The organism is Streptomyces sp. WZ-12, from assembly GCF_028898845.1.
GTDB lineage: Bacteria > Actinomycetota > Actinomycetes > Streptomycetales > Streptomycetaceae > Streptomyces.
In genome coordinates this window covers 8,322,906-8,347,487 of the sequence record NZ_CP118574.1, presented here as the reverse complement: position 1 = coordinate 8,347,487, position 24,582 = coordinate 8,322,906, and the positions used below count along the sequence as shown (strand labels likewise).

The window sequence follows — 24,582 nt, the reverse complement described above, 5'->3', positions numbered from 1 at the left end:
GCGACAAAAATCGACCAGTCGGTCGGCCTAGGCTGAGGGGCCAGCAAGACCTGTGGGGTAGGCATCGCTACTGACGGCGGCCATGGCTCAATGCGTTGGTCACCGTTGCGGCGCGCAGGGAAGAGAACCCAGGCACCGGGACACCGCGCCCCAGCCCAACAGGCTCTTGACGTACCGTCAACTAGCGCCCGCTGAAAGCCGTTTACCAATCGACACCCACTCGGTACCGAGCGATGGAGAGATCTGTTGTTGACCCATGGCGAGTCCCTGAGAACACTCCTGGCGGGGCCGGAGATCGTCCTGGCACCGGGAGCGGCCGATTCGATCACCGCCCGCCTCGTGGAAGCGGCAGGCTTCCCCGCGGTCTACATGACGGGCCTCGGCGCGACGGCCAGCCGGTTGGGCATGCCTGACGTCGGCCTGCTCAGCCAGACGGAGATGACCGAGCACGCACGGAACATGACGCGTGCGGTGTCGGTCCCGGTGATCGCCGACGCCGATACCGGATACGGGGGCCCGAGCAACATCGACCGCACGGTGCACGAGTACCTCCAGGCCGGTGTGGCGGCGATCCACCTCGAAGACCAGACCACACCCAAGCGGTGCGGACAGCTGGGCGGTGTGCGACTGCTGGACGCCGACAGCGGCGTCAAGCGCCTGAAATGCGCCGTGCAGGCACGCGGAACCACCGACCTGCTGATCATCGGACGCACCGACGCCCTGCCCGCGGAGGGAATCGCGGAGGCGGTCCGACGGGCCCGTCTCTACCAGGACGCGGGGGTCGACCTCGTCTTCGTCGACGGCATCAAAACCATCCGGGAGTTGGAGGCCGTGGCCGCTGCGGTCGACGGCCCCAAGGTGGTGTCCCTCGTGGACGGCAACGAGACAACGGCGCTGACCGCGTTGGACCTTCAGGAACTGGGCTTCTCCTTGGCCTTCTACGCCGTGACGGCCCTGTTCACCGCCACCCGGGCCGTCGCCGACGCCCTGACGCACCTCCGGTCCGCCGGAACCCCCGCGGGCGGGCCGCCCCAACACACCTACGCGGAGTTCTCCCAACTCGTCGGAGTCGACGTCCACAAGGACCTCGACGACCGGTTCGGCGGCTGACACCACAAGGCCAGGCCGAGCGGCACGGGCCGGGACCGGCCGCCGTTCACGACGCACGGGGGGCCGGTTTCCGCCGTGCCGACCGGTGCCGCCCGAGCCCCGGTCGCGTTCAGCGATGAGCGGCCAGCACGGCCGCAAGGCCCTCTTGCAGATCCTTGACGAAGTACTCGGGAACCTCCAACGACGCGAAATGTCCCCCGACTTCGGGCGACCCCCATCGGACGATCTGTCGGTACCGCTCCCGCGCCCAAGGGCGCGGACACTTCTCGATGTCGCGGGGGTACACACTGATCGCCGACGGGACGTCGACCCGAAGTTCGGGGTCGAGCGAGTTGTGGCTCTCGTAGTAGATGCGGGCCGCCGATGCGCCGGTTCGCGTCAGCCAATACAGGGTCACGTCGTCAAGAACGCGGTCTATGGATATCGTCTCGAACGGGCTGTCTTCGGTGTCTGACCACTCGGCGAACTTGTCGAGGATCCAGGCAAGAAGCCCGACTGGTGAGTCGACGAGCGAGTAGCCGATGGTCTGCGGTCGGGTCGCCTGCTGCTTCGCGTACGCCGCGCGGTGGCGCCAGAAAACCCGGGTTTCCTCGGCCCATGTGCGCTCGGCCGCCGTCAGCCCGTCCGTTGTCAAGCCGGGCGGCGCCTGCGCGGTCGTGGTGTGGATGCCGAGAACGTACGCCGGGAACCTGCCGCCGAGGACCGTGGTGATCGGGCCTCCCCAGTCCCCGCCGTGGGCCACGAACTTGCCGTAGCCGAGCCTTCCCATCAGCTCCACCCAGGCGGCCGCGATCTTCTCGATTCCCCACCCCGTGGTGGCCGGCTTGTCGCTGTAACCAAAGCCTGGCAACGACGGGACCACGACGTGGAACGCCGGCGCGTCCGCACCTTTCGGATCCGCCAACTCGTCTACTACATCGACGAACTCAGCAATGCTGCCTGGCCAGCCGTGCGTCAGGATCAGAGGAGTGGCATCTGCGCGCGCGGATCGGCGGTGCAGGAAGTGGATTCCCAGACCATCAATGGTCGTGCGGAACTGGCCGACCCGGTCAAGGCGCGCTTCGAACGACCGCCAGTCGTACCCGGTGCGCCAGTAGTTCACGACATCGACGAGGTCGGCGAGCGGAACACCCTGTTCCCATCGGCGAGGGTCGGGCCCGGCGCGATGGACCGTCTCGGCCTCCGGTAGCCGTGCCGCGGCCAGTCGCGCCCGCAGATCGTCGAGGTCAGCGTCAGTTGCACGGGCTTCACATGCTTGCACATCGCTGGCGGGACGGGACATGAAACCTCCTGGCCATCACTGAACCGGCTAAGACGGTTCTAGCAGTTCTCCGAGCCGCACTACAACCCCCTAAGGTGGTTCCATGCATGTTCGGTTCCCTGACTTCCGCCTCGGCAAGGTGCTGGCGACCAGCTTCACGGCGACTCTGACGGAGCGTCACGGTGACGCTGTCGAGCGCATCCCCACGCCGCACCGACTCATCGACTGGCTGGCAGTGAGCGGCCTCGCCGTGGACTCCTGCACCACTGCCCAGCTCGACCTCGCCCGGGAACTGAGGGAGTCGATTCACACCGTCGCGACAGCGGCCGCACTCCAGGACGCGCTCCCTGCACCCGCCGTCCACGTCATCAATGACCGCAGCGCTCAGGGCCGGGCCGCGGCCCTCCTGACGCCCGAGGGTGAGCGGCGATGGCAGCTCGGTTCGGCTTCCTGCGTGGAAGATGCCCTGAGCGTGATCGCCGCCGACGCGATCAGCATCATCGCCGGCGAACGAGCCGGAAAATTGGCCCTGTGCGCCTCACCAACGTGCCAAGCCGCCTTCTTCGACACCAGCCAAAGCCGCACCCGCAAATGGTGCGACATGAACACGTGCGGCAACCGCCAGAAGAAAGCACGCTTCAACGCCAACCACCGCAAAAACCCCAGACCGGCGAAGTGACCTCCACCTCGACACACCAGTCGCCCACCGATCCCATGGAGGCTTCAACTCCCGCTCGCAGGCGTCGCGTTGTGAGCACAGGGGCGCGTGCAACCTAGCTGACAGCACGGACTCGGCCCTGGACGACGTTCATCCGCCGCTCATCGAGCAACGCCGAGACGGTGCAGTGGTCGCCTTCGGCCTTCACCTCGCGACCGCCACCGCGCAGGTGAGCCACGATCGCCGCGGCGCCTGCGTCGATCGGATCGTTCTTGCAACCGCCACCACGCGGGAGACGGCGCAGCAGGTCAACGGAGGCTCAACCCCCTCACCGCTCCGGCAGATGCCGCTCCACCGGCCTCCGCCTGGACATCCGCCGCCGCCTGGCCACCGCGCCCTCCGCCAAACGGCCCACAAGAGCAGCGCCCGGAGATGCAGAACCGATCATCAGCGGTAAAGCTCGTCAGCGTGCGCATTTCTCCGGTGCGTTCTCCCCGCCTCCGTGCGCCCCTAGCCGGAGGCGGGGAAAGCCCGACGCCCTCTCCCGGCCATTGCAGCCCCCGGGTGTCGCGCCTCCGCCGAGCCCTCCGCACTCGACTCCCACGCGTACCTCACGACACCGCTTGTCGTTGGCCGGTCATGACCACGCGTAGTCCTCGTCTTTGAATATCCCGGTTAAAGTCCAGAACAATGCAGAACATTCCCCCAGCTCTCGGCAACTTGATCCATGGCGGGACCAGTTGATGCCCCGCCAAGGGGCGATAGGGGACGGGGCTCGGGGGGGCGGGGCCCCAGCCTGGAGCTAATCCCGTTCGGCTCAGGAGGACTCGCCGGCCGGCGGCGGCGCGGTAAGCCTTGAAGCGGCGAGGCCCCAGCCCCGTCGTCGCCCTCCCGCTGTCCCCCGGCAGGCGGGATTCCGTTCCGGGCATCACCAGGCGGCGGAGTGGGAGGAGACCGGTGCGGATGTTCCGAGGCGGCGGGAACCACGCGGGCGAGGGGGAACGACGGGCGCGCCACGCCCGGATGTCCCCGTTCGGCCGCCGGCTCGCGCGCTGGCTCCCCGCCGCCCTGATCGTCATCGGCGTGCTCTTCGACCTGGCCTCGCCGCCCTCGTACACCGCGGCCCCGTTCCTCGTCGCCGCCCCCTTGATCGTCGCCCCGCTGTTCTCCCTGCGGGCCACCACCGGCATGTCGCTGGCCGCCATTGTCGCCCAGGTCCTGCTCTCCACCTTCCACGGCCCGGAGTACCGACAATCGGTGACCGAGTCGAGCACCGTCATCGTGGTGGTCCTGCTCGCGCTCGGCTTCAACCGGGTCATGGGGGTGAGCGACGCCCGGCTGGCCTCCGTACGGGACGTCGCGGAGGCCGCCCAACGGGCCCTCCTGCCGCCACCGCCCACTCGGCTGGCCGGACTCACGATCGCCGCCCGTTACGTGGGCGCACGGGCCGGCGCCCGTATCGGCGGCGATCTGTACGCCGTCCAGGACACCCCGCACGGCGTACGCGTGATCGTCGGCGACGTGCGGGGCAAGGGCCTGGAGGCGGTGGAGGCCGCGGTCGTCGTCATCGGCGCGTTCCGGGAAGCGGCCGATCAGGAGGCCACCTTGGAGGCGGTCGCCGAACGGCTGGAACAGGCACTCAGACGGGAGGCCGGACGCCGCGCGGGCCTCGAAGAGCAGGAGGGCTTCGTCACGGCAGTCCTGGCGGAGATCCCCGCCGGGAACCAGGCCACGCTCCGCCTCCTCAACCGCGGCCACCCGCCCCCTCTGCTGCTCACCTCGGACGGCGGCCTCCGGGAGCTGCCCCCGTCCGTCGCCGCGCTGCCGCTGGGACTGGGCGACCTGGCAACCCGGCCGGACCGCTCGGACGAGACGTCCTTTCCGGCCGGGGCGCTGCTGCTCCTGTATACCGACGGGGTGACCGAGGCCCGCGACCAGGAAGGGCAGTTCTACCACCCGTGCGCCCGGTTGCGCGGCAGCCGGTTCAGCGGGCCCGACGACCTGTTGGACGCGGTGCTCAAGGACGTTGCCCTGCACACGGCCGGCGGGCCCGCGGACGACATGGCGCTACTGGCGGTCCGACGGCCCCCGGAGGCATAGGGCCCCGTCCGGCGGATCAGAGTCGGGCCGCGGCGAGCCACCCGCCGGACAACAGGCGGGAGTTCGACGAAAGACCCTGGGTGGATCGATCACGAGCGTTGTGGGCACTCCCTTATGGGTCTTGGTCATGGCGAAGACCTCCGGTGTGGTGGGGCTGTCCAGGACTGCACCGCACGGAGGTCTTCGCGTCTTACCGCAATGCCCGGTTGACCGTTCGCGGCAGACGGATGCTCGTTAAACGTGTCCGCTCCGACCGTCCGGTCGCGCAGGTGGCGGCCGGGATGGGCGTCTCTCGCGCAACCGCATCTCGATGGTGATACATCAGGGCAACGCCCTGTCAATGAGGCGAACTTCGGCCTTCGTCCCGAGGTGGGTAGTGGGGTGACAGGAACCGGTGCCACAGTGAGCCGTCCACCGACCCCAGGGCACGTGAAAGCGAGGCACCATGACGACCAACGAGGGATCTGTTGCCAACGGCTGTCAGTGCGGCCCCGGCTGTAGTTGCGGATGTCAGAACGGCGGCCCCTGCCAGTGCGGTGGCGGCTGCGAGTAGACAGCGCTGACAGGAGCCCCTGGGCAACCCACCCGGGGGCTCCTGCTGCGAAGGAACCGGCGATCGACCGCCCACGCTGACCCGCCTGGCCCGGTCGGCCGGAGAGGGGTCGGACGGAGCGACCGCTCCAGGGCGGCGCCGGCGCGAGGGCGGCAGGGGCGGCGGAGGCGGTGGGCAGGCACCGTGCCGATCGTGGTGCCGTGGCGAGCTGTTGACCGCGTCGGGATGGTCGCGGAAGTGTCCACTTTCGGAGAGGGCTTTCGTCACTCCCGCTGCGCGCGTTTCGCCCCCATGATGGGACTCGTACGGAAGCTCTCAGCGGGGAGAACACGGCGGTCCTCGGGCGTGGGCTTTGTTGCCCACGGCGCGGTGCTCGGGCAATCCGCGCGATGGCGTACTGGACGGCCGCCGATGAGTTGCGGCTCGCCGCCGTCCGCGTATCGGGGCCTGCTGCGCCGTGTGGTGGTCGGCCTTTGCGCAATCCCAAGGCGCCGCAAGGAAATTCACAGTTCCGCGAAGGAAGAACGATGACGGATTGCCGACTTCAGGCCGTACGCGCGGGCCACGTCTTCGACGGCCGCACAGTCCTGGGAGCGGGCATGGTCCTGATCCAAGAGGGTCGGATTCTCGATGTGGACACCACCGGGGCCGCTCCCCCGACCGAGGCCGAGCTCGTTGACTTGGGTCCGGACACCTGGCTGTTGCCCGGACTGATCGACACCCACGTCCATTTGGCGTTCGACGCGAGTTCCGATGTGGTGGCCCGGCTGGTGGCGGCGGACGACTCCACCCTGCTGGCGCGCATGCGCGACGCCGCGGCCAGGGCGCTGCGCGCCGGCATCACCACCGTGCGCGACCTGGGTGACCGTGGATACCTGTCACTGGCGCTGCGCCAGGAGATCGCCGACGGGGTTCGGCCGGGTCCGCACATCGTCGCGGCCGGGCCGCCGATCACCACGCCGGGCGGGCACTGTCACTTCCTCGGGGGCGAGGCCGCGGGAGTCGAAGCCGTCCGGGCCGCGGTGCGTGAGCGCCATGAACGGGGCTGCTCCGTGGTCAAGGTGATGGCCAGCGGCGGGATGCTGACGGCAGGCAGCGCGGCGCATCTGCCGCAGTACGGGTTCGCCGAGCTGCGGGCGGCCGTCGAGGAGGCGCACCAACTGGGGTTGCCGGCGGCTGCGCACGTGCATCCAGGGGCGTCCGTCGTCGACGCGCTCGCGGCGGGCTTCGACAGTCTGGAGCATGCGACGTTCCTGAGCGAAACAGGCGTCGACGCCGACCTGTTGGCCCTCCGCAGCGTCGCGGAGCGGGGGGTCTTCGTGGGAACCACGGTCGGCAGTCTGCCCGGGGCTCGTCCGGTCTCCGCGTCTGCGCTGGCGTGCGCGGACGGTGTACGCGCGGTACGCGCTCGACTGCATCGCGCTGGGGCTCGGATGGTTGCCGGCAGCGATGCGGGCACCGCGCCGGACAAGCCGCATGATGTTCTTCCGTACGGTATAGCGGCCCTCGTTGAGTTGGGGATGACGCCTGTGCAGGCGCTGGGTGCCGCGACCGTTGAGGCTGCGGCCGCCTGCGGCTTGGGACACCGCAAGGGCCGGATCGCTCAGGGCATGGATGCCGATCTGCTCGCGGTGGCCGGCGAATTGGTCCCCGACCTCAGCGCGCTTCGTGAGGTGCGGGCCGTGTTCAGGGAGGGGCGACGGGCGCGTTGATGGGGGGCGTGGCTGCCTGGCTGCTGTGGCGGCAGTGACTGTGGGCGGGCCTGGGGCCCGCCCACAGTGGTGTCGGCGGATGCCCGCCCCCTCACCGCCAGACAGAAGGACCCCCGCGCGTAGCCGAGCGGCGCATCTCCGTCAACGTTTGCCCGACGACGAGGACAAATCAGGACTGATACAGCTTTTCTCTGACGACTGTTAGCGAGCGTATGGCGGTACCCATGCCCCAGAGCGAACCTGTACAGAAAATCCGGCGATTCCAGGACGGCCGGCAGCCCGTACGGCCTGCTGCGGCCGCCCCTCCGACAACCTGGCTCTCGCATACCCAGCAGCCGGCGTCTCCTCACACCGTCGGCGGGCTGTTCGCCCGTCAGCAGGAGAAGATCCGCCAGCGCAACCACCAGGCACGGTTCGAGGCTCTCCGCGGCAAGGGAGCCCAGGCAGTGGCGGCGAAGGGGCGGCCACTGCCACCTGGGAGCGTGGTGCTGCAGTTGGGAGTTGTGCCCACCCTCTTCGAAATGGTCCACGCCGCCCTCCCGGAGGCCCTCCAGACGAACAAGGTCAACTATGCCCTGCTCGCCGAGGAGTTGGCGCCGGATCGGCTGGCAGCCAAGGCTGCGCGCTTCGTCGGCGCCGGTGAATACGTACTGCCCGTACTGAAGGGCAGCAGCGCCACGTGGAGCTACCAGTGCCGAGTCCGGGTTTCACTGGACCTGGCGGAACAACCCTCCCGCGTCACCGACCTGGCGAAGGCCGGCATGGGACACGCCTGGAGTTCGAACAGCGGTCTCACGCAGTCCCACGGCCGGACCACCGGCCCCACCTTCACAGCCAGCGGCGCCGCCGGCACCCAGATGGGCCTCGGGCTTCCGGGCGGCACCGCGAACGCCGGAGTCGCATACAAACGGGAGACCACAACGGGCTTCAGCCACAACAGCGGACATGAACGCTCCGACAACTTCACCTACCCCGAGGGCGCCACGGTCTTCGACACCCATGCCGACCTCCGAGTGCGGATCGAGTGGGACAAGCGCCCGCGCGCACTGGCCGCCTGGGCGCGCGGCCAGGCACACAAGGAACTCACCATGGACGGACTGGGCTGGTCCAGCTCCGACGGCGCTACCGCCAAGCTCCAGGACTTCCAAGACGTCTTCGCCTCGGTGCCGATCACCTACGCCGCGCCCAGCGCTCTGACCGGTCCGCACTCGACGGCGGGTGGTCGGGACACACCCGACGATCACGCCGTCTGGGTCTAGGGCTTTCCCCGTTCTTCGCTGCCCGTTGCGCGAAGACCCACCCCTGAGGAGCGGAACGCATCCGCGCGGAGCAGCAATTCACCACCCTGGGAGTCAAGATGCACAGTGTCGCCCTCGCCGATCTGCCTGGCGAGGATGGCGCGGGCGAGGCTGTCACCGACCACCGTTTGGATCAGGCGGCGCAACGGACGGGCTCCGTACGACGGCTCGTTGCCGTTCTCCGCGAGCCAGGTCAGCGCGCGGTCGGTGACGTCCAGGGTGAGCCGGCGGTCGCCCAGGCGACGCTGCAGGTGGTCCAACTGAATCCGCGCGATCCGCTGAAGCTGATCAGTGCCCAACGGATGGAACACCACCAGATCATCAAGCCGGTTGAGGAACTCCGGACGGAAGGCGGCACGCACCGCCTCCAGCACCTTCTCCCTCTTCTGCTCCTCCTTCAGCAACGGATCCATCAGGAAAGCGGAGCCGAGGTTGGAGGTCAGGATGAGGATGGTGTTCCGGAAGTCGACGGTGCGCCCCTGACCATCCGTGAGCCGACCGTCATCCAACACCTGCAACAAGATGTCGAAGACCTCGTGATGCGCCTTCTCCACCTCATCGAGCAACACCACACTGTACGGACGACGACGTACCGCCTCCGTAAGCTGACCACCCTCCTCATACCCAACGTAACCAGGAGGCGCGCCCACCAGGCGGGCCACGCTGTGCTTCTCGCCGTACTCCGACATGTCGATGCGGACCATCGCCCGCTCGTCGTCGAAGAGGAAGTCGGCCAACGCCTTGGCCAGTTCGGTCTTGCCCACCCCGGTGGGACCAAGGAAGAGGAAGGAGCCGGTGGGCCGATCCGGATCAGCGATACCCGCACGGGTGCGGCGCACCGCGTCGGAGACCGCGCGGACCGCCTCGCCCTGACCGATCAGCCGCCTGCCCAGCTCCTCCTCCATGCGCAGCAGCTTGTGGCTCTCGCCTTCCAGCAGTCGTCCGGCGGGGATGCCGGTCCAGGAGCCGACCACGTCGGCGATGTCGTCCGGGCCGACCTCCTCCTTGACCATCGACTCCTTGGCCGCCTCCTGCTCGGCCTCCGCCTGCGCGGCCTGCGCCAACTCCCGCTCCAGGCCCGGGATCTCGCCATAGAGCAGTTGGGAGGCGGTGTCGAAGTCGCCGTCGCGCTGGGCCCGCTCCGCCTGCCCCCGCAACTCGTCCAGCCGCTCCTTGAGCTCACCGACGCGGTTGAGGGACTGCTTCTCCTTCTCCCACCGCGCGGTCAGCCCACGCAGCTCCTCCTCCTTGTCCGCCAGGTCCTTGCGCAGCTTCTCCAGCCGCGCCACCGAGCCGGCGTCGGTCTCGTTCTTGAGCGCCAGCTCCTCCATCTTCAACCGGTCCACCGAGCGCTGGAGTTCGTCGATCTCCACCGGCGAGGAGTCGATCTCCATCCGCAGCCGGGAAGCCGCCTCATCGACCAGGTCGATGGCCTTGTCCGGCAGGAAACGGGAGGTGATGTAGCGGTCGGAGAGGGTGGCCGCGGCCACCAACGCCGAATCGGCGATCTGCACCTTGTGGTGCGCCTCGTAACGCCCCTTCAACCCCCGCAGGATCGCCACCGTGTCCTCAACGGTCGGCTCCGCCACCAACACCTGCTGAAAACGCCGCTCCAACGCCGGATCCTTCTCGATCCGCTCGCGGTACTCATCCAGCGTCGTCGCACCCACCATCCGCAACTCACCCCGCGCCAGCATCGGCTTGAGCATGTTGCCCGCATCCATCGCCGAATCCCCACCAGCACCCGCACCAACCACCGTGTGCAACTCATCAATGAACGTGATCACCTGCCCATCACTGGCCTTGATCTCCGCCAAAACGGTCTTCAACCGCTCCTCAAACTCACCCCGATACTTCGCCCCCGCAACCATCGCCCCCAAATCCAACGCAACCAACCGCTTGTCACGCAACGACTCCGGCACATCCCCCTTCACAATCCGCTGCGCCAACCCCTCCACCACCGCGGTCTTGCCCACACCCGGCTCACCAATCAACACCGGATTGTTCTTCGTACGACGGGACAACACCTGCACCACCCGCCGAATCTCCTGATCCCGCCCAATCACCGGATCCAACTTGCCCTCACGAGCCGCCGCAGTGAAATCCGTACCGAACTTCTCCAACGCCTTGTACGTGCCCTCCGGATCGGGGGTGACCATCGCCGTCCTCCTCAAGCTCCATCACCAGTGCGCACTCGCGCGTACACCAGCCATTCTCCGAGCCGACCGGCATCCGCACCGAGGCAGAAAGTCGATTGATTTTTCCCTTAGTTGACCCTCCAACATTCAACCGCCTTCCGCATCGCACGCTTTCCCGTCGGCCAAAAGTGGACCGGTCACGGACCACGGATGACACATGACGGGGGATCTCCCAGGAACGCCACATTCGATTGACACGGTGCTGAGGCAGCGACGATGATCCTCATCAGAATCCGCTGCTCAAGCCCGGCAATGAGCCCGCCGCACGGTAAGAGACATCTATTCCCCAGCACTGGCGGATGACCCGCACTCCCCCTTTCCCTACGGAAGGTTTCCGGAGGGACCTGAGGAAAGCGCGGGACGCGATATCGATTCCCCATCGGGACAACTCACGAGAAGGAGCGCTGGATGGCTACCTATCTGTCTCCAGGTGTGTTCGTTGAAGAGACCGAAGGCGGCTCCCGGCCGGTGGAAGGCGTGGCCACCGCGGTTGCCGCGTTCGTCGGCTTCGCCGAACAGGGGCCGCTCAACGAGCCTGTTCGCATCACCAACTGGAGCCAGTTCGCCAAGAATTTCGGTGACTTCCAGGAAGACTCCTATCTGGCGCACTCCGTCTACGGCTACTTCGCCAATGGCGGTGGCACCTGCTACGTCGTGCGGGTCGGCGGTCAGTCGGCGGGCGGCGACGCCGTCGAGGGCTCCGCATCCGTGAGCGCCGCCCCCGCCCAAGTGCTCGGCGGTTTCCGGGTGGCAGCCCTGCCGGCCGCCGCCGGACGCGATCTCTCGGTCGATGTGCAGCGCAAGCCGGCCGACCCGAAGGCTAAGCGGGCCGCGGGGGCGACCAGCGCCGCGGACAAGGCGAAGGCGGCGTCCAAGGACGGTGACGACGGCGCACCGGACACCGCCGCCGGTGATCTCTTCACCTTCGCGGTGAAGGTGGACGGCACGACCGCCGAGACCTTCGACGTCTCCGCCGACAAGGCGTCGCCCGTCTACGTGGTGACCCAGGTCAAGGAACGCTCCAAGTTCGTGACCGTGGACGAGGCCAGGACCACCGGCGCGGCGTTGGCGCTGCCCGACTCCACCACCCTGGCGCTGCCCGCCGAACCCGCCGCGGCCGGGGTCGCCACCCAGGACGTGGTCGGCCGCTACGTCGGCAAGGTCAACGACCGCTCGGGGCTGTCGGGCCTGGAAGCCATCGACGACGTGACCATGGTCGTCGCCCCCGACCTGATGGCGGCGTACGAGCGCGGTGCGGTCAGCCGCGAGCAGGTCAAGGCCATCCAGCTCGCCATGATCAACCACTGCGAGAACATGGCCAACCGGATGGCCATCCTCGACCCGCTGCCGGACATGGGCCCGTCCGAGGTGTACGAGTGGCGCCAGAACGAAGCGGGCTTCGACTCCAAGTACGCCGCCCTGTACTACCCGTGGGTCCAGGTCGCCGACCCGGTCTCCGGCAAGGGCTTCCTGATGCCTCCGTCCGGCCATGTCGCGGGACTGTGGGCCCGGAACGACGAGGCCCGCGGCGTGCACAAGGCTCCCGCCAACGAGGTGGTGCGCGGTGCCCTCGACTTGGGCGTCCAGGTCACCAAGGGCGAGCAGGAGCAGCTCAACCCCGCGGGCGTCAACTGCATCCGCAGCTTCCCCGGACGCGGCATCCGCGTGTGGGGCGCGCGCACCCTGTCCAGCGATCCGGCCTGGCGTTACCTGAACGTCCGACGCCTCTTCAACTACCTGGAGGAGTCGGTCTACCTCGGCTCGCAGTGGGTGGTCTTCGAGCCCAATGACGAGCGGCTGTGGGCCACGGTGCGTCGCAACATCACCGCGTTCCTCACCAACGAATGGCGCAGCGGTGCCCTCTTCGGCAGCACGCCCGAAGAGGCCTTCTACGTCAAGTGCGATGCGGAGACCAACCCGCCCGAGGTCATCGACGCGGGGCAGATCATCTGCGAGATCGGTGTGGCGCCCGTGAAGCCGGCCGAGTTCGTGGTGTTCCGCATCGCACAGGATTCGGCGTCGGGTTCCTCCGGCGAGTAGTCCACCTCACGCCCAACCAATCCCTGACGGAAAGCGAGAGTAATTTCCATGCCCGCTGAGAACAACGGTCACATCTTCCGGACCGGTTCCTTCACGTTCCAGATGGACGGCGTCCAGCTCGAAACCCTCAAGCGGGTCTCGGGGTTGCAGATTCGGGTCGAGCCCGTCCTCGTGAAGACCACGAACGGCCAGGGCCAGATCAAGACGCAGAAGTACGCCGGCAGCCTGACTCCCCCGAGCATCACGCTCGTTCGGGGCATGGCGAAGAGCGACAAGCTCACCGCCTGGTTGAAGAACGCGGCGACGGACCCGGCCAACTGCGAGAAGGTGAACGCCAGCATCGTGTTCGCCCCGGCCGACAAGGGCAGCGACAAGATCACCGTCAACCTGGTCGGCGCATGGGTGAGCTCCTGGACGCCCGGGGACCTCGACGTCACCAACGAGAACCCGGTGGACGAGACGTTCGTCCTTGAGTGCGACGAGGTCAAGATCTCGTGAGGCGCGGGCGCGTGGCTGAAGGGCCGCAGACATCCCCGTCAGGACTCTCGGCCAACGCGCCCACGCCCGTGAGCGGGGGCGCAGGACCCGAGCGCAATCCTGCGCCCCTCCGCACGGAATTCCCCTTCACCCTGCCACGCGGCTACGTGGACAAGCAGGGAGTGGTCCATCGCGAGGGCACCATGCGCCTCTCGACGGCCCGCGACGAGCTCATCCCGCTCAGCGACATGCGGGTCCGCGAGAACCCGGCCTATCTGTCAGTGGTGTTGTTGGGCCGACTGATCACCCGGCTCGGCACGCTGACGAACGTCGACGCCGACGTCGTCGAGCAGTTCTTCGCCGTGGACCTCGCCTTCCTGCAGAAGTTCTACAGCAAGATCAACACCGATGGCACGGCGCTCGCGTCAACGGTGTGCCCCGAGTGCCACCACGAGTTCGACGTGGACATGGGGAGCCGCCTGGGGGAATGACAACGTACGCGGCCAAGGACCTGCGCTCCGAGATCGCGTACATCGCCTACCACTTCCACTGGCCACACGGCGAGTTGCTCGACCTGGACCACGTCGAGCGGCGCAGCTACCTCAGTCAGATCGCCACCATCAACCAACGTCTTGCGGAGGGGACTTGAGGACGATGCCGCACCGGTTCTTCCGGTCGAACGACCGGGCTACGGGCGGGGCCCGAGCGACGGCCGTGCCGGCCGACACCGGCGCGGTGCACGCAGCCCAGGTGACGGCCGGTGCCGCGGAGCAACCAACACCCCCGGTGATGCTGCCTGAGCCGATCTGTCCGGTCAGTGCAGGCGAGTTGGGCACGATCACCGGGGTCCGGCGGACAGTCGAGCACCTGGTCGCCTGGCAGGACCACCGGATCGCCGGTGAGCTGACCACGCTGATCGACACCAATCCGCCAAGAGCACTCCGGGCAGCGGCAGGGCTGTGGGACACGACGGGGCTCCGCACGCGCCATCCGGCAGCCCAACTGTACTGGCGGCCGCGGCGGGAGGAGGAGTCCGGGGAGGCGGGGGAGGCCGGGGCCGATCCGGCTTCCGCGACGACCGTACGCTCCGCGGAGAGCCGTCCGGAGCCGGGCGTGCGAGGCCGACGTCGTCGGTTCAGGCCCGGTGGCAAGAGCTCTCGTCCATCCCGTCGTCCCGCGGGGCATGACGACTCCGCCCCGGTGCTGCCCGGGGAAACCCCGCTCGCGGCCGTCGAGGGCGGTGTCCAACGAGAGGAGGCAACAAGCGCCCCGGCCTTCGTCTCCCCGTCTCGGGAGCCCCGCGTTCCGGACCTCCTCGCACGATCGACCACGACAACACCGTTGCCCAATCAGCCAGTTGAATGTCTCAACGAGGTACACCCCGCTCCGTCTCCCCTTCCTTCGTCCTCGCCCTCCCCCGCCGCCGGCGCAGTGTGGACGCCGGGTACCCGACAGCCGCTCATGCGCTGGGCCCGGACCACACTCGCCCCTCGGCTACGCAGACATCGCAGGACCGGGCCGGCGCAGCCGTCAGAGGGGCGGCAGTTGCCGCCCGCTCCGCAGCCGGAACCGATTTCGGAATCGACGGCAGTCGAATCCATCGCTGTTGTCGACGGTCCAACGTTCGCCAACGCCGCCCCGTCCACGCCCGACCTGACGCCGTCCCGAACCGCCTCGACGGCCGCACACCCGCCCGGTTCCCCGGCACGCGACGCGGCCTCCACCCCGGCGCCGGTAGGGACCGGAGAACCGTCCCGGGCCCGTGCCGAGGAGCCGGTGACCGGAACGGCCGCCGCCGGCCTTGCGGCAGCGGCCGACACCCCGGGTCCCACCGAGGCGTCCGCAGCCGCGGCACCGCGACGGGTCACGGCATCGGCGCACCCGGCGCCTCGGGCGCCCCAGCGAGCCGCGTCCCCCAACCCTCCCGGTATGCCCGCCTCGTCCACGGGGCAAGCGCACGTTGAGCACGCGCGTGCCTGGGACCGGCAAGTCGCCGCATCCATCGGCCCGGTAGCCGAGCCCGACGCGGCGAGCAGTCAACAGTCCCGGCCGACCGCACCGGGGGCGACTTCCCCGGAAACCGCTTCCGTGCGCGGTCATACGGCACCCCCTGCCCGTCTGGACACGGTCGAACGTCCCGACCAGGCACCGGAGCGGACGACGAGTGCGAGTGCGTCGAAGCCGGTGCGCGCCCAGCGGCACCTCGCCCGCACCGCCCGCACCGCGGTTGCCGCTGGCGACCGGAACGACCACGAGCAAGCCCCCACAGTCAGCAAGCGCATCCCTGCCGGCCCACCCAGCGGTACCACAGAGGCCCTGGCTGGCACCCCCATGCCCCCATACCGGCAGGGCTCCACGCCATCGGACGTCGCAACTCCCCCCGAAACCACGGGCGTTCCCGCAGGCGGCGCATTGGACGCGCGCCCCATCTCCCCGAGTGCCCCGAGCACGGCCGCGTCGCAAGACGTCGCCGAGTCGTGCAGCGCGCCCCCTTCCGCTCCCGCGTCCGTCGGCCAACACCCGGTGCACGCCCCTGCCACGAGAGGGCAATCGCGTGCAGCGGCGCCGCGACTCGACGACCGGCAGCCCGCTACGTCGGCCAACGGTGCCGCACCGACGGCTCCCGACGAACAGGCCGTCGACAGCCGGGCCACAGCCATCGGCGCCCCGTCACACGTCGCGACCACGACCGAGCCGGCCCTTGGAGGGGCTGACCGCTTCCCCGAGCAGACATGGCATACGGCCGCCTCCGGCGAGGGGTCGTCCACCACCGTCGCGGTCGGTCCCGCCCCGGCGGCAGGCCGGGACGTGCCTCTGCACACGGATCAGCCCGCGCGCCCGACCCCGGAGCAGCTTCCCCTCATCCAGCACCCCGGAACGCACAACTCCCGCAGCGCGGGCCCTGCCGGGGCAAAGGCACGTCCTGCACAGGATGCCGCGGCATCGCACGACCGCGGTCCCCGGCCGGCCGAGCAGGCGCAGGTGCGCGCCGAGCAACATCCCGTAACGCCCCGGAACCTGCCCACGGCCGACGACGCATCGGTCACGGGCCCGCACCTGAGCGGCACGTCTGAGCCGGTGACCGGCGCCACCGAAATCGTCAACGCCCGTCCCTCACCCGCGGCCCAACCCACTCGGGCCAAGAACCCGAACGCGGCCCCGACCCGTGCGGCTTCGGCCGCCGATGAGACGGCCATGCCCGGCCGCCTGTCCAAGGCACCTAGGGACGGCCAGGCCGCGCCCCCACAGACACCGGAGCTCGCGGACCACGCCGCGCGACGTCTCCCGCTCGCCAAGAAGTCCGGGCGACCTGACCGGCATTCAGGGACGGCTCGCACCGCGCCGGACACGGGCGCCGTTCCCGACGGCCAACAGGACAACCCACTCTCCACAGACAACTCGACTACCGCGCCCGAGCACCACGGCGTTCCCGCCGCCCATGACAGGGCGCCCCGGGGACGTGCCCCAGAGGCTCCCGGTCAGCGGACGCGACCGTTCCAAGCCCGGCGCGCCCCGGATGGCACGCACGCCGAACCTCAACTCCCGCCACGCGGCCGGCGCGACAGCAGCACGCCTTCCGGGACCGCCGTGCCGGCGGCACAGGCACACCCTTCCTCAACCGGTACTCCTGAGGCCCGAGGTTCGGAGGCCGATCACGGAACGCGCCTTCGCCGAGGCACCGACCGCGCACAGGCTCCGGATTTCCCCCGGGCCACCGGCATTGCGCACCACGTCAACGGCGACAGCACGCAACCCACCGCGCCCACACCCCCGTACGCATCGCCAGCGGGGGCCCCTGCAGCGGCGCCCCTCCACGTGCACCGCCCCGCATCATGCGGCCCGGGCGGCCTGCCGCTGGCTCCGTCGTCCGGTGCGAACGCCGGCCGAGCCACACGCGGGCGGCCACCAGCCGACGCCCGCACCACACCCGCCCCCGGCACGCGCACCGAGGGGCGTACCCCCGCCGCGTCCGGGCTCGTTGAAGCCGGGCCGTCTGGGTCCAGCCAGGCGCGCGCCACCCCGCGCGCCGACTCCCTCGCTCACGCCCCCAGTGCACAGGAGCGGACGGGACCGGGTCATCGGCACCGACCCGAGGCCCATCAGGTCGGGCAGGGCGTCCTCTCGGCCACCGCCAAGGCCGGACTCGACCCGCGTGCCACCGACGGCACAGGCGACACCACTCCGGATCAACGCCCGCCCGCAGGGAGCCAAGACACCCCACCGCAGACCCCTTCGGCACGGTCAACGCGAGGAACCGACGCGGGGGCGTCCCGTGCGTCGAAGCCCCCAGCTACCGTCGAGCCTGGCCCCCCAGACTCGGCGCAGGCAGCGCGACCGCCTCGGCGTACGGCCCACGGTGAGGTCGGGGAGTCGGCAGAGGTCAGCGTCCGTCCGCCTGCCAGTGCGCCAGCGGCGCCGCTGCATTCCCGGCCGGTGGCGGGGCCCGGTCGTGCGGCGGCGCCTTGGCAAGAGCCAGTACCGCTGCGCTCGGCGACATCGGGCGACGCGAGCGCGTGGACTCCGGTGCCGACGAAGGCTCGGCGTCAGCAGGCCGGCCCCGCTGCCGCTGAGGCAGCGACCGACCTGCCGCGCCAGGCCGTTGCGGTCACTGCGGACCCGGCCGCGCCCCCGACACCACGACCGGAGGGGCACGTGCCTGCGGGTGACGCGCTCTCCGCTCCGAAGCCCTGGCGGCCGTCAACCCCGGCGCCCCTTCTCCCCGCCACAACTCCCCACCACACGGCCCCCGTTCATGCCGACCCCCACACCAACCGCCGTACCGACACCACGACCACCACGTCCACCGACCTCACCACCGTCCAACACGGTGGAGCCGCCCGGCTCTCGATGCCCGATGCGCTGCCCTGCGCCTGGGCCCTGATGCCGTTCGCACCGCCCCGGCCCGGGACCGTTCCGGGGAACCAGAGCAACCGGTGGCCGGAACGGGAACGGGCAGGGGAACGGCTGCCGGACGGTCAGTGGGGTCCGGACCAGAGCCGGCAGAACCACGGAGCGGCCACCGGTCACCCCGTCTTCCGGCGGATCGGCGCGCACGCGCCCGAGCCGCGCGGCCGTGCCGCGGACGTCTCCTCGACGCTGGCTACCGAACCGACGGCGAGCACGGGGGCCCCAACCGCCCCGCCTGACTGGGGCATTCCTCCCGGGATTCTCCAGGCGGAAACCAAGGCGCCGGGCACGGACACAGACCTCGAAGGCCGCTGAGTCTCCCTTCACAACCAACGGAAAGGAGGTCCAGGCACATCATGCCCAAGGACCCGACGGCGATAACGGTGAACCGGTTCTCGCTCACGATCGACAGCATGGACCTCGGGTACTTCACCCGGTGCAGCGGGCTGGCCCTGTCGGTGGAGGTGGACGAGGTCGTCGAGGGCGGGATCAACGAGTCCCCGGTCTACCTCAACACCCGTATCAGATATGCGCCGTTGGTGGTGACCCGTCCGGTGGCCGCAACCAACGTCGACCTGTGCCAGTGGGTCCAGGAGTCGGTGCGCAGGCCGGACCGGTTGACCGGCCAGATCTCCTGCCTGGGCACCAACGGCGAGGTGGTGGCCCAGTGGGAGCTTCGGGACGTGGTGCCCGTGGCGTGGCGGGGGCCGACGTTGGACGCCGGCAGTGCCGGCATCGCCACGGAGGAGATCGAGTTCGTCCACGGCGGCTTCTTCCGCCAGGGCGGCGCGTAGTCCGCCCCAATTCCCGCAGGTGTGAGCGCACCTGCACCCCGTACGAGCGAGCAGCACGAGCAAGAAGGACAAGAAGGAGGGGCCATGCCGGAGAAGAAGATGGTGAAGGCCACCCTGGAGATCTATGCGCCGCCGACCGGCGGGCAGTCGGGGCCGGGCGGGCTGACCGACCAGATCGAGTTCCAGTTCAACCCGGCCGAACTCTCGTTGGTCAAGGAGGTGTCCTGGGCGCGGCACAACGCCCGGCTGGCGCAACACACTTCGGTACCGGAGTTCACCGGCAGTCGGCCGCGGGTGCTCGCCATGTCCGTGGTGCTCGATGCCAAGGACACCAAGGGCAAGTCGGTGGACGCCCGGGTCAGTACGCTGCTGGGCTGCTGCACGCCCACCGAGGGCAGCCGCTTCGACGACCGCCCCTCGCCCCCTTGGGTCAGGTTCCGCTGGGGCGGCTTCGAGTCGGTGTCCTTCGTCGCGTTCCTCAGCGGGGTCAAGGCGACGTACACCCGCTTCTCCGCGGACGGCGAACCGCTGCGAGCGGTGTGTGAGATCACCCTGGAGGAGATCGGCATGACGACGGCGGGGCAGAACCCGACGTCTGGTTCTCCCTCGTCGCGGCGGTCGCATGTGGTCGTTCGGGGCGACTCGCTGCCGTCCGTCGCCTTCGCCAGTACCGGGTCGACGCAGTACCGCGCGATCGCCGAGCTCAATGGCATCACCGACGTATCGAAGATCGAGCCGGGCCAGGTCCTGTTGCTGCCAGGCGCCGCCGACAACCACTGACCGTCGAACGACTGGCTGTCTGGCCAACCGAGAGGACTGCGCACGAACATGACTGGACGTCATACGGCCGGACTGGGCATCTGGATCAACGGCCGACGCCTGCCGCCCGCCTGTGACACCGCCCTCGCCTGGGCGCGCGTGGAGGAGAACGGCCGCGCCTCGGCCTCCGCCGAACTCGGCTTCCGGGGCCCGCAGGGGGCCGCACTCCTGGCCGGGGGTGACATCGACCTGGGCAGCACGGTGCGGCTGACCGCCTTTGCCGCGGACGGCGGGCACGCACTCTTCGAGGGCGAGGTGACCGACTGTGAGACCCGCGCGTCGGCGGAGGCCGGGGCGGCGGGCGGCGGGGTGTTCACCGTGGTGCGCGCCGAGGATCACGCGCACCGGTTGCGGCGCGGCGTGCGGGTCCTCGCCTATCACCAGATGTCGGCCGGGGAGATCGTCGAGGAAGTGGCGAAGCTGACGGGGGTGCCCACCGGAACCGTCGACCGCACCGGGCCGAAGTACCCGTTCCTGTCCCAACCGGCCATGTCCGACTGGGATTTCCTGGCCCACCTCGCCCGGGAGAACGGGTGCGAGCTGTTCTTCCGGGAAGGCAAGCTGCACTTCGCCCGGCCGACACGAGCCGCGGACGGGCCGGCGAAGGGCACCCCGTCCCGGCAGAGCCCCTACGCCTTGGAATTCGGCGAGAACCTGGTGAAGGTGTCGTCCGTGGCGTCCCTGCGCGAGCAGGTGACCGAGGTGGCGGTGCGCGCCTGGGACCCCGAGCGCAAGGAGCCCTTCGCCGCGCGGAGGAAGCCGGAAGGGTCGCAGCGGCGGGACGTGGCGTGGCGGGCGGCGCCGGGTGCGGTACGCGGGGAACCGCTGTTGCTGGCGAGGTTGCCGCGCGGCACCCAGCACGAGGTCGAGCAGGTCGCGGAGGTCATGGCGCAGGAGGTGAGCGCGGGGCTGACCCGGCTGCGGGCGGTCGTCCGGGGCGAGCCGCGGCTGCGGCTCGGGTCCGCGGTGACCCTCGGCGGGTTGGGCCCACGGTTCCAGGGGCGCTACACCGTGACCGGTGTCTGCCATGAATACCACCCGGAATCGGGTTACTTGACGTCCGTCACGGTCGATGAGGGGGCGGACCGGCTCCGCGTCGGTCGCCCCGGGGACGGCGAGGCGGGGCTGCGCCGCTTCCACGGGCTGCACCCAGGCAAGGTCGTCGACATCAAGGACGAGCAGAAACGGGGCCGGGTCAAGGTGCAACTGCCGTGGCTGGACCCGGACTACACGAGCGACTGGGCGCGCACGGTGCAGCTCGGCGGCAGCGGCGGTCACGGCGTCGTACTGCCGGAAGTGGGCGAGGAGGTGCTGGTCGGCTTCGAGGACGGCTTCCTGGACCGACCGTACGTGCTGGGCGGGCTCTACAACGGTGTCGATCAACTCGCCACCCACCAGCTTGACTTGGTCGACAAGAGCAAGGGCAAGACCAACCGGCGGTCGTTCGCCTCGAAGGAGGGGCACCGACTGGAGCTGCTGGACGCGGGCAGCCCGGGCATGGGGGCCACCCTGATCACCGGCGACGGCAAGCTCCGGCTCCAGTTGGACCAGCACAACACGCTGATCTCGGTGCACAGCGACGGCAGTGTGGAGATCTCCGCCAAGCACGGCATCACCGTGGACGCGGGGCAGGCACCGCTGGAGCTGAAGGGCCAGAAGGTCACGGTCAGCGCCCAGCAGGGCCTTCAGCTCTCCGGAACCAAGGTCGAACTCTCCGGTACCGACGTCCAGCTCAGCGCCGCCGCGAAGATGAAGGTCTCGGGCAGCGCCCTCGCCGAGATATCGGCCGCCCTCGTAAAGATCAACTGACCTTATTTTAGGGGGTGTTGACCCCGTAGAGAGGAGTGTACGACCATGCCTGCTGCCGCACGCATAGGGGATCCGACCGCGCACGGCGCCGCGGCCGGAGTGGTGACGGGTCCGCCGATGGCGGCCAACGTCCTGATAGGCGGTCAACCGGCCGCCGTGGCCGGTGCGTTGGCCACCTGCCTGGGGCCCGTCCACATACCGCCGATCCCGCCGGTTCCGGTCGTCGCCGTGCGCAAGGTGTTGATCGGCGGCATGCCGGCCGCGGCGATGGGCGACACCCTCGGCTGCGGCGGCATGATCGTGGCCGGCTGCCCGACCGTCGTGATCAGCGGTTGAGCGCCGTGTCTGACTTCTTCATCGGCCGGGGCTGGGCCTTCCCCCTGGGTGTCAGCCCGTCCGGCGGGGTGGCGATGGCCGAGGGCTCCGCCGACGTGGAGCAGGCGATCCGGCTCGTCCTGGGCACCGAACCGGGCGAGCGGCCCATGCGGCCGGAGTTCGGCTGCGCCATCCGCGACCGGGTCTTCGGCTCCTTCGACGCGTCCACCAGCGGTGCCATCGCGCACGAGGTACGGCGGGCCCTGGAGCGCTGGGAGCCGCGGATCACGGTGGAGGACGTGCGCGTGGTGCAGGCCGCCGAGCACCAGGAGGTCCTGGACATCCACGTCGGGTACCGCCTGGCCGGCACCAACAGCCGCCGCAATCTGGTCCATCCGTTCTACGTGATCCCCGCCCACGACGGCGCGGGAGCGCACCTCGATCAGCAACTCGACGCCTTGCCGGCGTCGAGGAGGGAAGACGATGTCGCTGCCTAGCCCCCACCTGGATGACCGCAGGTTCCAGGACCTCGTCGACGACGCCAAGCGGTTCATCCAACGCCGCTGCCCGGAGTGGACCGATCACAACGTCTCCGACCCGGGTGTGGCGCTCATCGAGGCGTTCGCGCAGATGGTCGACCAACTGTCGTACCGGCTCAACCGGGTCCCCGAGAAGGTCCACCTGGAGTTCCTGGATCTCCTGGGCGTTCAGCTGACGGCTCCTCAAGCCGCCCGTACCGAGCTGACGTTCCACCTCTCCGCTCCGCAGGAGGCCGACCTCCGCGTACCGGTGGGGACCGAGGTGGCCACGCCGCGCACGGGTAGCGCGCCCGCCCATGTCTTCACCGTCGACCGGGAGTTGCAGATCGCCTCGACCGCGCTGGGGCAGATCGGCACGGCGTCGGCCGCGCAGCCGCCCGAGTTGGTCACCGAACGCTTCCTGGCGGGCGAGCCGGTGACCTGTTTCGCGCAGCCGCCGGCGCCCGGTGACACCCTGCTGGTCGGCCTGTCGCAGGCAGCCCCGCGGTGCGCGGTGGCGCTGCGGGTGGACTGCCGGTTGGACGGGGTGGGTGTCGACCCCCGCCGTCCGCCGCGGGTCTGGGAGGCGTGGTGCGGGGAGGGCTGGGTGGCCTGTGAGGTCGAGAGCGACGGGACGGGGGGCCTGAACCGGCCCGGGGAGATCGTGCTGCACCTGCCCGAGGGGCATACCGCCTCACTCATCGGGCGGCGCCGCGCGGGCTGGCTGCGCTGCCGGGTCACCGAGGCCGGGCCCGGTCGACCGGCGTACTCCGCCTCCCCCACGGTGGGCGCCCTGGAGGCGTACACCCTCGGCGGGACCACCGACGCGGTGGAGGGCGAGACCGTGCCGCGCGACGAACTCGGCGTCTCGGACGGCACACCGGGGCAGTCCTTCGCGCTCCACCGCACCCCGGTGGCCGCCGGGTCGCTGCGCACGGTGTCGGTGGAGACCAAGAGCGGTCGGCAGGTGTGGCGGGCGGTCCCCTCGTTCGCCGACTCCTCGCCGACCGACCGGCACGCGACGGTGGACGAGGTGAGCGGCACCGTGCGGTTCGGCCCGTCCGTGCGGCAGCCGCACGGGGAGATGCGCCAGTACGGTGCGGTGCCGGAGATCGGCGCCCGGATCACGGCGGGTTCCTACCGGCGCGGCGGTGGCCGAGCCGGCAATGTGGCCGCCGGCACCCTGACCGTGCTGCGCACCCCGGTCGCGCTGGTCTCCCGGGTGGCGAACCGTGGCCCCGCCACCGGCGGAGTGGACGCCGAGTCGCTGGAGAACGTCCGGCGGCGGGCCGGGCACTGGTTGCGCACGCGGGACCGGGCCGTGACCGCCCGCGACTACGAGTCGATCGCGGCGGCGGCCTGCCGCGAGGCGGGCCGCATCGAGTGCGTGGCCGAGCCGGCCGGCTCCGAACGCGCCGGGCTGGTAAGGATTTTGATCGTCCCTCAGGTAGCGGACGTGCGCGACGAGGACGGTTGGCGCGCGTTGGTGCCCTCCGAGGCACTGCTGACCGGTGCCGCCCGCGCCGTGGAAGCGGCCCGTCCGCTGGGGGTGTCGGTGTCCGTCAGCGGCCCCGGGTACCAGGGGGTGACGGTCGTCGCCGAGGTGGAGGCGGTCAAGGGCGCGGACCGGCAGGAGGTCCGGGAGCGGGTGCTGCGCGCGCTGTACGAGTGCCTGAGTCCGCTGCCGTCCGCGCCCGGCGGCGAGCGCCGCTCGGGCTGGCCACTGGGGCGGGCGCTGCGGCTGAGCGATCTGTACGCGGTCAGCGCGCGCTGCGAAGGCGTCGAGTCGGTGGCCAAGCTGGAGATGTACCCGGCCGACCTCGGCACGGGCGAGCGGCAGGCCCCCACCGACCGGATCGAGGTCGGTCCGGCGACGCTGTTCCTCTCCTTCCGCCACCAAGTGGCCGTGAAGAACCGCTAGATGGCCGGACGTCCACACGAAAAGAGAACGGGAAGACGCGACGAGAACGATGGAAAGACTGCCGTCACCACCCCCCGCACCGCCGGCGCCG

18 protein-coding genes are annotated in these 24,582 nt (G+C 70.0%); 16 read left to right on the top strand and 2 right to left on the bottom strand.

Going from position 1 to position 24,582, the window contains the following annotated elements; all coding sequences use genetic code 11:
- Positions 1-246: 246 nt before the first annotated feature.
- On the top strand, positions 247-1,110 hold the full coding sequence (locus tag PV796_RS36590) for an isocitrate lyase/PEP mutase family protein (RefSeq protein ID WP_274918054.1): 864 nt from the start codon (positions 247-249) through the stop codon (positions 1,108-1,110).
- A gap of 109 nt (positions 1,111-1,219) precedes the next feature.
- Here the strand turns inward: PV796_RS36590 and PV796_RS36585 are convergent, their stop codons facing one another.
- A complete protein-coding gene (locus PV796_RS36585; RefSeq protein ID WP_274918053.1) occupies positions 1,220-2,392 on the bottom strand; it encodes an epoxide hydrolase family protein in 1,173 nt (390 codons plus the stop codon).
- An 82-nt stretch (positions 2,393-2,474) separates the two neighbouring features.
- Between PV796_RS36585 and PV796_RS36580 the strand changes: the two genes are divergently transcribed.
- The 4 genes from PV796_RS36580 (at position 2,475) to PV796_RS36560 (ending at position 8,653) form a co-directional block, all read left to right on the top strand.
- The gene (locus tag PV796_RS36580) at positions 2,475-3,050 is read left to right on the top strand and encodes a CGNR zinc finger domain-containing protein (RefSeq protein ID WP_274918052.1); all 576 of its coding nucleotides are present in this window, start codon (positions 2,475-2,477) and stop codon (positions 3,048-3,050) included.
- Positions 3,051-3,992: 942 nt separating this feature from the next.
- Positions 3,993-5,129: a PP2C family protein-serine/threonine phosphatase gene (locus PV796_RS36575; RefSeq protein WP_274918051.1), complete on the top strand. Its 1,137-nt coding sequence runs from the start codon at positions 3,993-3,995 to the stop codon at positions 5,127-5,129.
- Positions 5,130-6,071: 942 nt separating this feature from the next.
- The gene (locus tag PV796_RS36565) at positions 6,072-7,394 is read left to right on the top strand and encodes an amidohydrolase family protein (RefSeq protein WP_274918050.1); all 1,323 of its coding nucleotides are present in this window, start codon (positions 6,072-6,074) and stop codon (positions 7,392-7,394) included.
- Between the two features lie 224 nt (positions 7,395-7,618).
- Positions 7,619-8,653 (top strand): hypothetical protein, encoded by a 1,035-nt coding sequence (locus PV796_RS36560; RefSeq protein WP_274918049.1) that lies wholly within the window; start codon positions 7,619-7,621, stop codon positions 8,651-8,653.
- Here PV796_RS36560 and PV796_RS36555 read toward each other — a convergent pair.
- Entirely contained in the window at positions 8,650-10,851 is a 2,202-nt protein-coding gene (locus tag PV796_RS36555; protein ID WP_274918048.1) for an ATP-dependent Clp protease ATP-binding subunit, read from the bottom strand. The genes PV796_RS36560 and PV796_RS36555 overlap by 4 nt on opposite strands.
- Positions 10,852-11,298: 447 nt before the next feature.
- On the opposite strand from PV796_RS36555, the gene PV796_RS36550 reads away from it, so the two are divergent.
- From PV796_RS36550 to PV796_RS36500, 11 genes are all read left to right on the top strand, one after another.
- Positions 11,299-12,930: a phage tail sheath family protein gene (locus tag PV796_RS36550; protein ID WP_274918047.1), complete on the top strand. Its 1,632-nt coding sequence runs from the start codon at positions 11,299-11,301 to the stop codon at positions 12,928-12,930.
- Between the two features lie 48 nt (positions 12,931-12,978).
- Positions 12,979-13,428, top strand: coding sequence for a phage tail protein (locus PV796_RS36545; protein WP_274918046.1), 450 nt, complete (start codon positions 12,979-12,981; stop codon positions 13,426-13,428).
- Positions 13,404-13,898, top strand: a complete 495-nt coding sequence (locus tag PV796_RS36540) for a hypothetical protein (RefSeq protein WP_376564195.1) — start codon at positions 13,404-13,406, stop codon at positions 13,896-13,898. Before PV796_RS36545 ends, PV796_RS36540 begins: the two co-directional genes overlap by 25 nt.
- Entirely contained in the window at positions 13,895-14,056 is a 162-nt protein-coding gene (locus PV796_RS36535; RefSeq protein ID WP_274918044.1) for a DUF6760 family protein, read from the top strand. Before PV796_RS36540 ends, PV796_RS36535 begins: the two co-directional genes overlap by 4 nt.
- A gap of 4,004 nt (positions 14,057-18,060) precedes the next feature.
- A complete protein-coding gene (locus PV796_RS36530) occupies positions 18,061-18,630 on the top strand; it encodes a hypothetical protein (protein ID WP_274918043.1) in 570 nt (189 codons plus the stop codon).
- A 41-nt stretch (positions 18,631-18,671) separates the two neighbouring features.
- Complete coding sequence (locus PV796_RS36525) at positions 18,672-19,109, top strand: phage tail protein (RefSeq protein WP_274918042.1); 438 nt, start codon at positions 18,672-18,674, stop codon at positions 19,107-19,109.
- Positions 19,110-19,193: 84 nt separating this feature from the next.
- Positions 19,194-19,889, top strand: a complete 696-nt coding sequence (locus PV796_RS36520; RefSeq protein ID WP_274918041.1) for a CIS tube protein — start codon at positions 19,194-19,196, stop codon at positions 19,887-19,889.
- Positions 19,890-19,937: 48 nt separating this feature from the next.
- A complete protein-coding gene (locus tag PV796_RS36515) occupies positions 19,938-21,737 on the top strand; it encodes a VgrG-related protein (RefSeq protein ID WP_274918040.1) in 1,800 nt (599 codons plus the stop codon).
- Between the two features lie 45 nt (positions 21,738-21,782).
- The gene (locus tag PV796_RS36510) at positions 21,783-22,073 is read left to right on the top strand and encodes a PAAR domain-containing protein (RefSeq protein WP_274918039.1); all 291 of its coding nucleotides are present in this window, start codon (positions 21,783-21,785) and stop codon (positions 22,071-22,073) included.
- A 5-nt stretch (positions 22,074-22,078) separates the two neighbouring features.
- Positions 22,079-22,549: a GPW/gp25 family protein gene (locus tag PV796_RS36505; protein ID WP_274919365.1), complete on the top strand. Its 471-nt coding sequence runs from the start codon at positions 22,079-22,081 to the stop codon at positions 22,547-22,549.
- The gene (locus tag PV796_RS36500; protein ID WP_274918038.1) at positions 22,536-24,491 is read left to right on the top strand and encodes a putative baseplate assembly protein; all 1,956 of its coding nucleotides are present in this window, start codon (positions 22,536-22,538) and stop codon (positions 24,489-24,491) included. The genes PV796_RS36505 and PV796_RS36500 overlap by 14 nt, the downstream gene beginning before the upstream one ends.
- Positions 24,492-24,582 lie beyond the last annotated feature (91 nt).

Excerpts from the sequence above, each read along its gene's own strand:
- PV796_RS36585 (WP_274918053.1), bottom strand. The coding sequence starts at position 2,392 with ATGTCCCGTCCCGCCAGCGATGTGCAAGCATGTGAAGCCCGTGCAACT.
- PV796_RS36580 (WP_274918052.1), top strand. The coding sequence starts at position 2,475 with ATGCATGTTCGGTTCCCTGACTTCCGCCTCGGCAAGGTGCTGGCGACC.
- PV796_RS36575 (WP_274918051.1), top strand. The coding sequence starts at position 3,993 with ATGTTCCGAGGCGGCGGGAACCACGCGGGCGAGGGGGAACGACGGGCG.
- PV796_RS36565 (WP_274918050.1), top strand. The coding sequence starts at position 6,072 with ATGGCGTACTGGACGGCCGCCGATGAGTTGCGGCTCGCCGCCGTCCGC.
- PV796_RS36560 (WP_274918049.1), top strand. The coding sequence starts at position 7,619 with ATGCCCCAGAGCGAACCTGTACAGAAAATCCGGCGATTCCAGGACGGC.
- PV796_RS36555 (WP_274918048.1), bottom strand. The coding sequence starts at position 10,851 with ATGGTCACCCCCGATCCGGAGGGCACGTACAAGGCGTTGGAGAAGTTC.
- PV796_RS36550 (WP_274918047.1), top strand. The coding sequence starts at position 11,299 with ATGGCTACCTATCTGTCTCCAGGTGTGTTCGTTGAAGAGACCGAAGGC.
- PV796_RS36545 (WP_274918046.1), top strand. The coding sequence starts at position 12,979 with ATGCCCGCTGAGAACAACGGTCACATCTTCCGGACCGGTTCCTTCACG.
- PV796_RS36535 (WP_274918044.1), top strand. The coding sequence starts at position 13,895 with ATGACAACGTACGCGGCCAAGGACCTGCGCTCCGAGATCGCGTACATC.
- PV796_RS36525 (WP_274918042.1), top strand. The coding sequence starts at position 18,672 with ATGCCCAAGGACCCGACGGCGATAACGGTGAACCGGTTCTCGCTCACG.
- PV796_RS36520 (WP_274918041.1), top strand. The coding sequence starts at position 19,194 with ATGCCGGAGAAGAAGATGGTGAAGGCCACCCTGGAGATCTATGCGCCG.
- PV796_RS36515 (WP_274918040.1), top strand. The coding sequence starts at position 19,938 with ATGACTGGACGTCATACGGCCGGACTGGGCATCTGGATCAACGGCCGA.
- PV796_RS36510 (WP_274918039.1), top strand. The coding sequence starts at position 21,783 with ATGCCTGCTGCCGCACGCATAGGGGATCCGACCGCGCACGGCGCCGCG.
- PV796_RS36500 (WP_274918038.1), top strand. The coding sequence starts at position 22,536 with ATGTCGCTGCCTAGCCCCCACCTGGATGACCGCAGGTTCCAGGACCTC.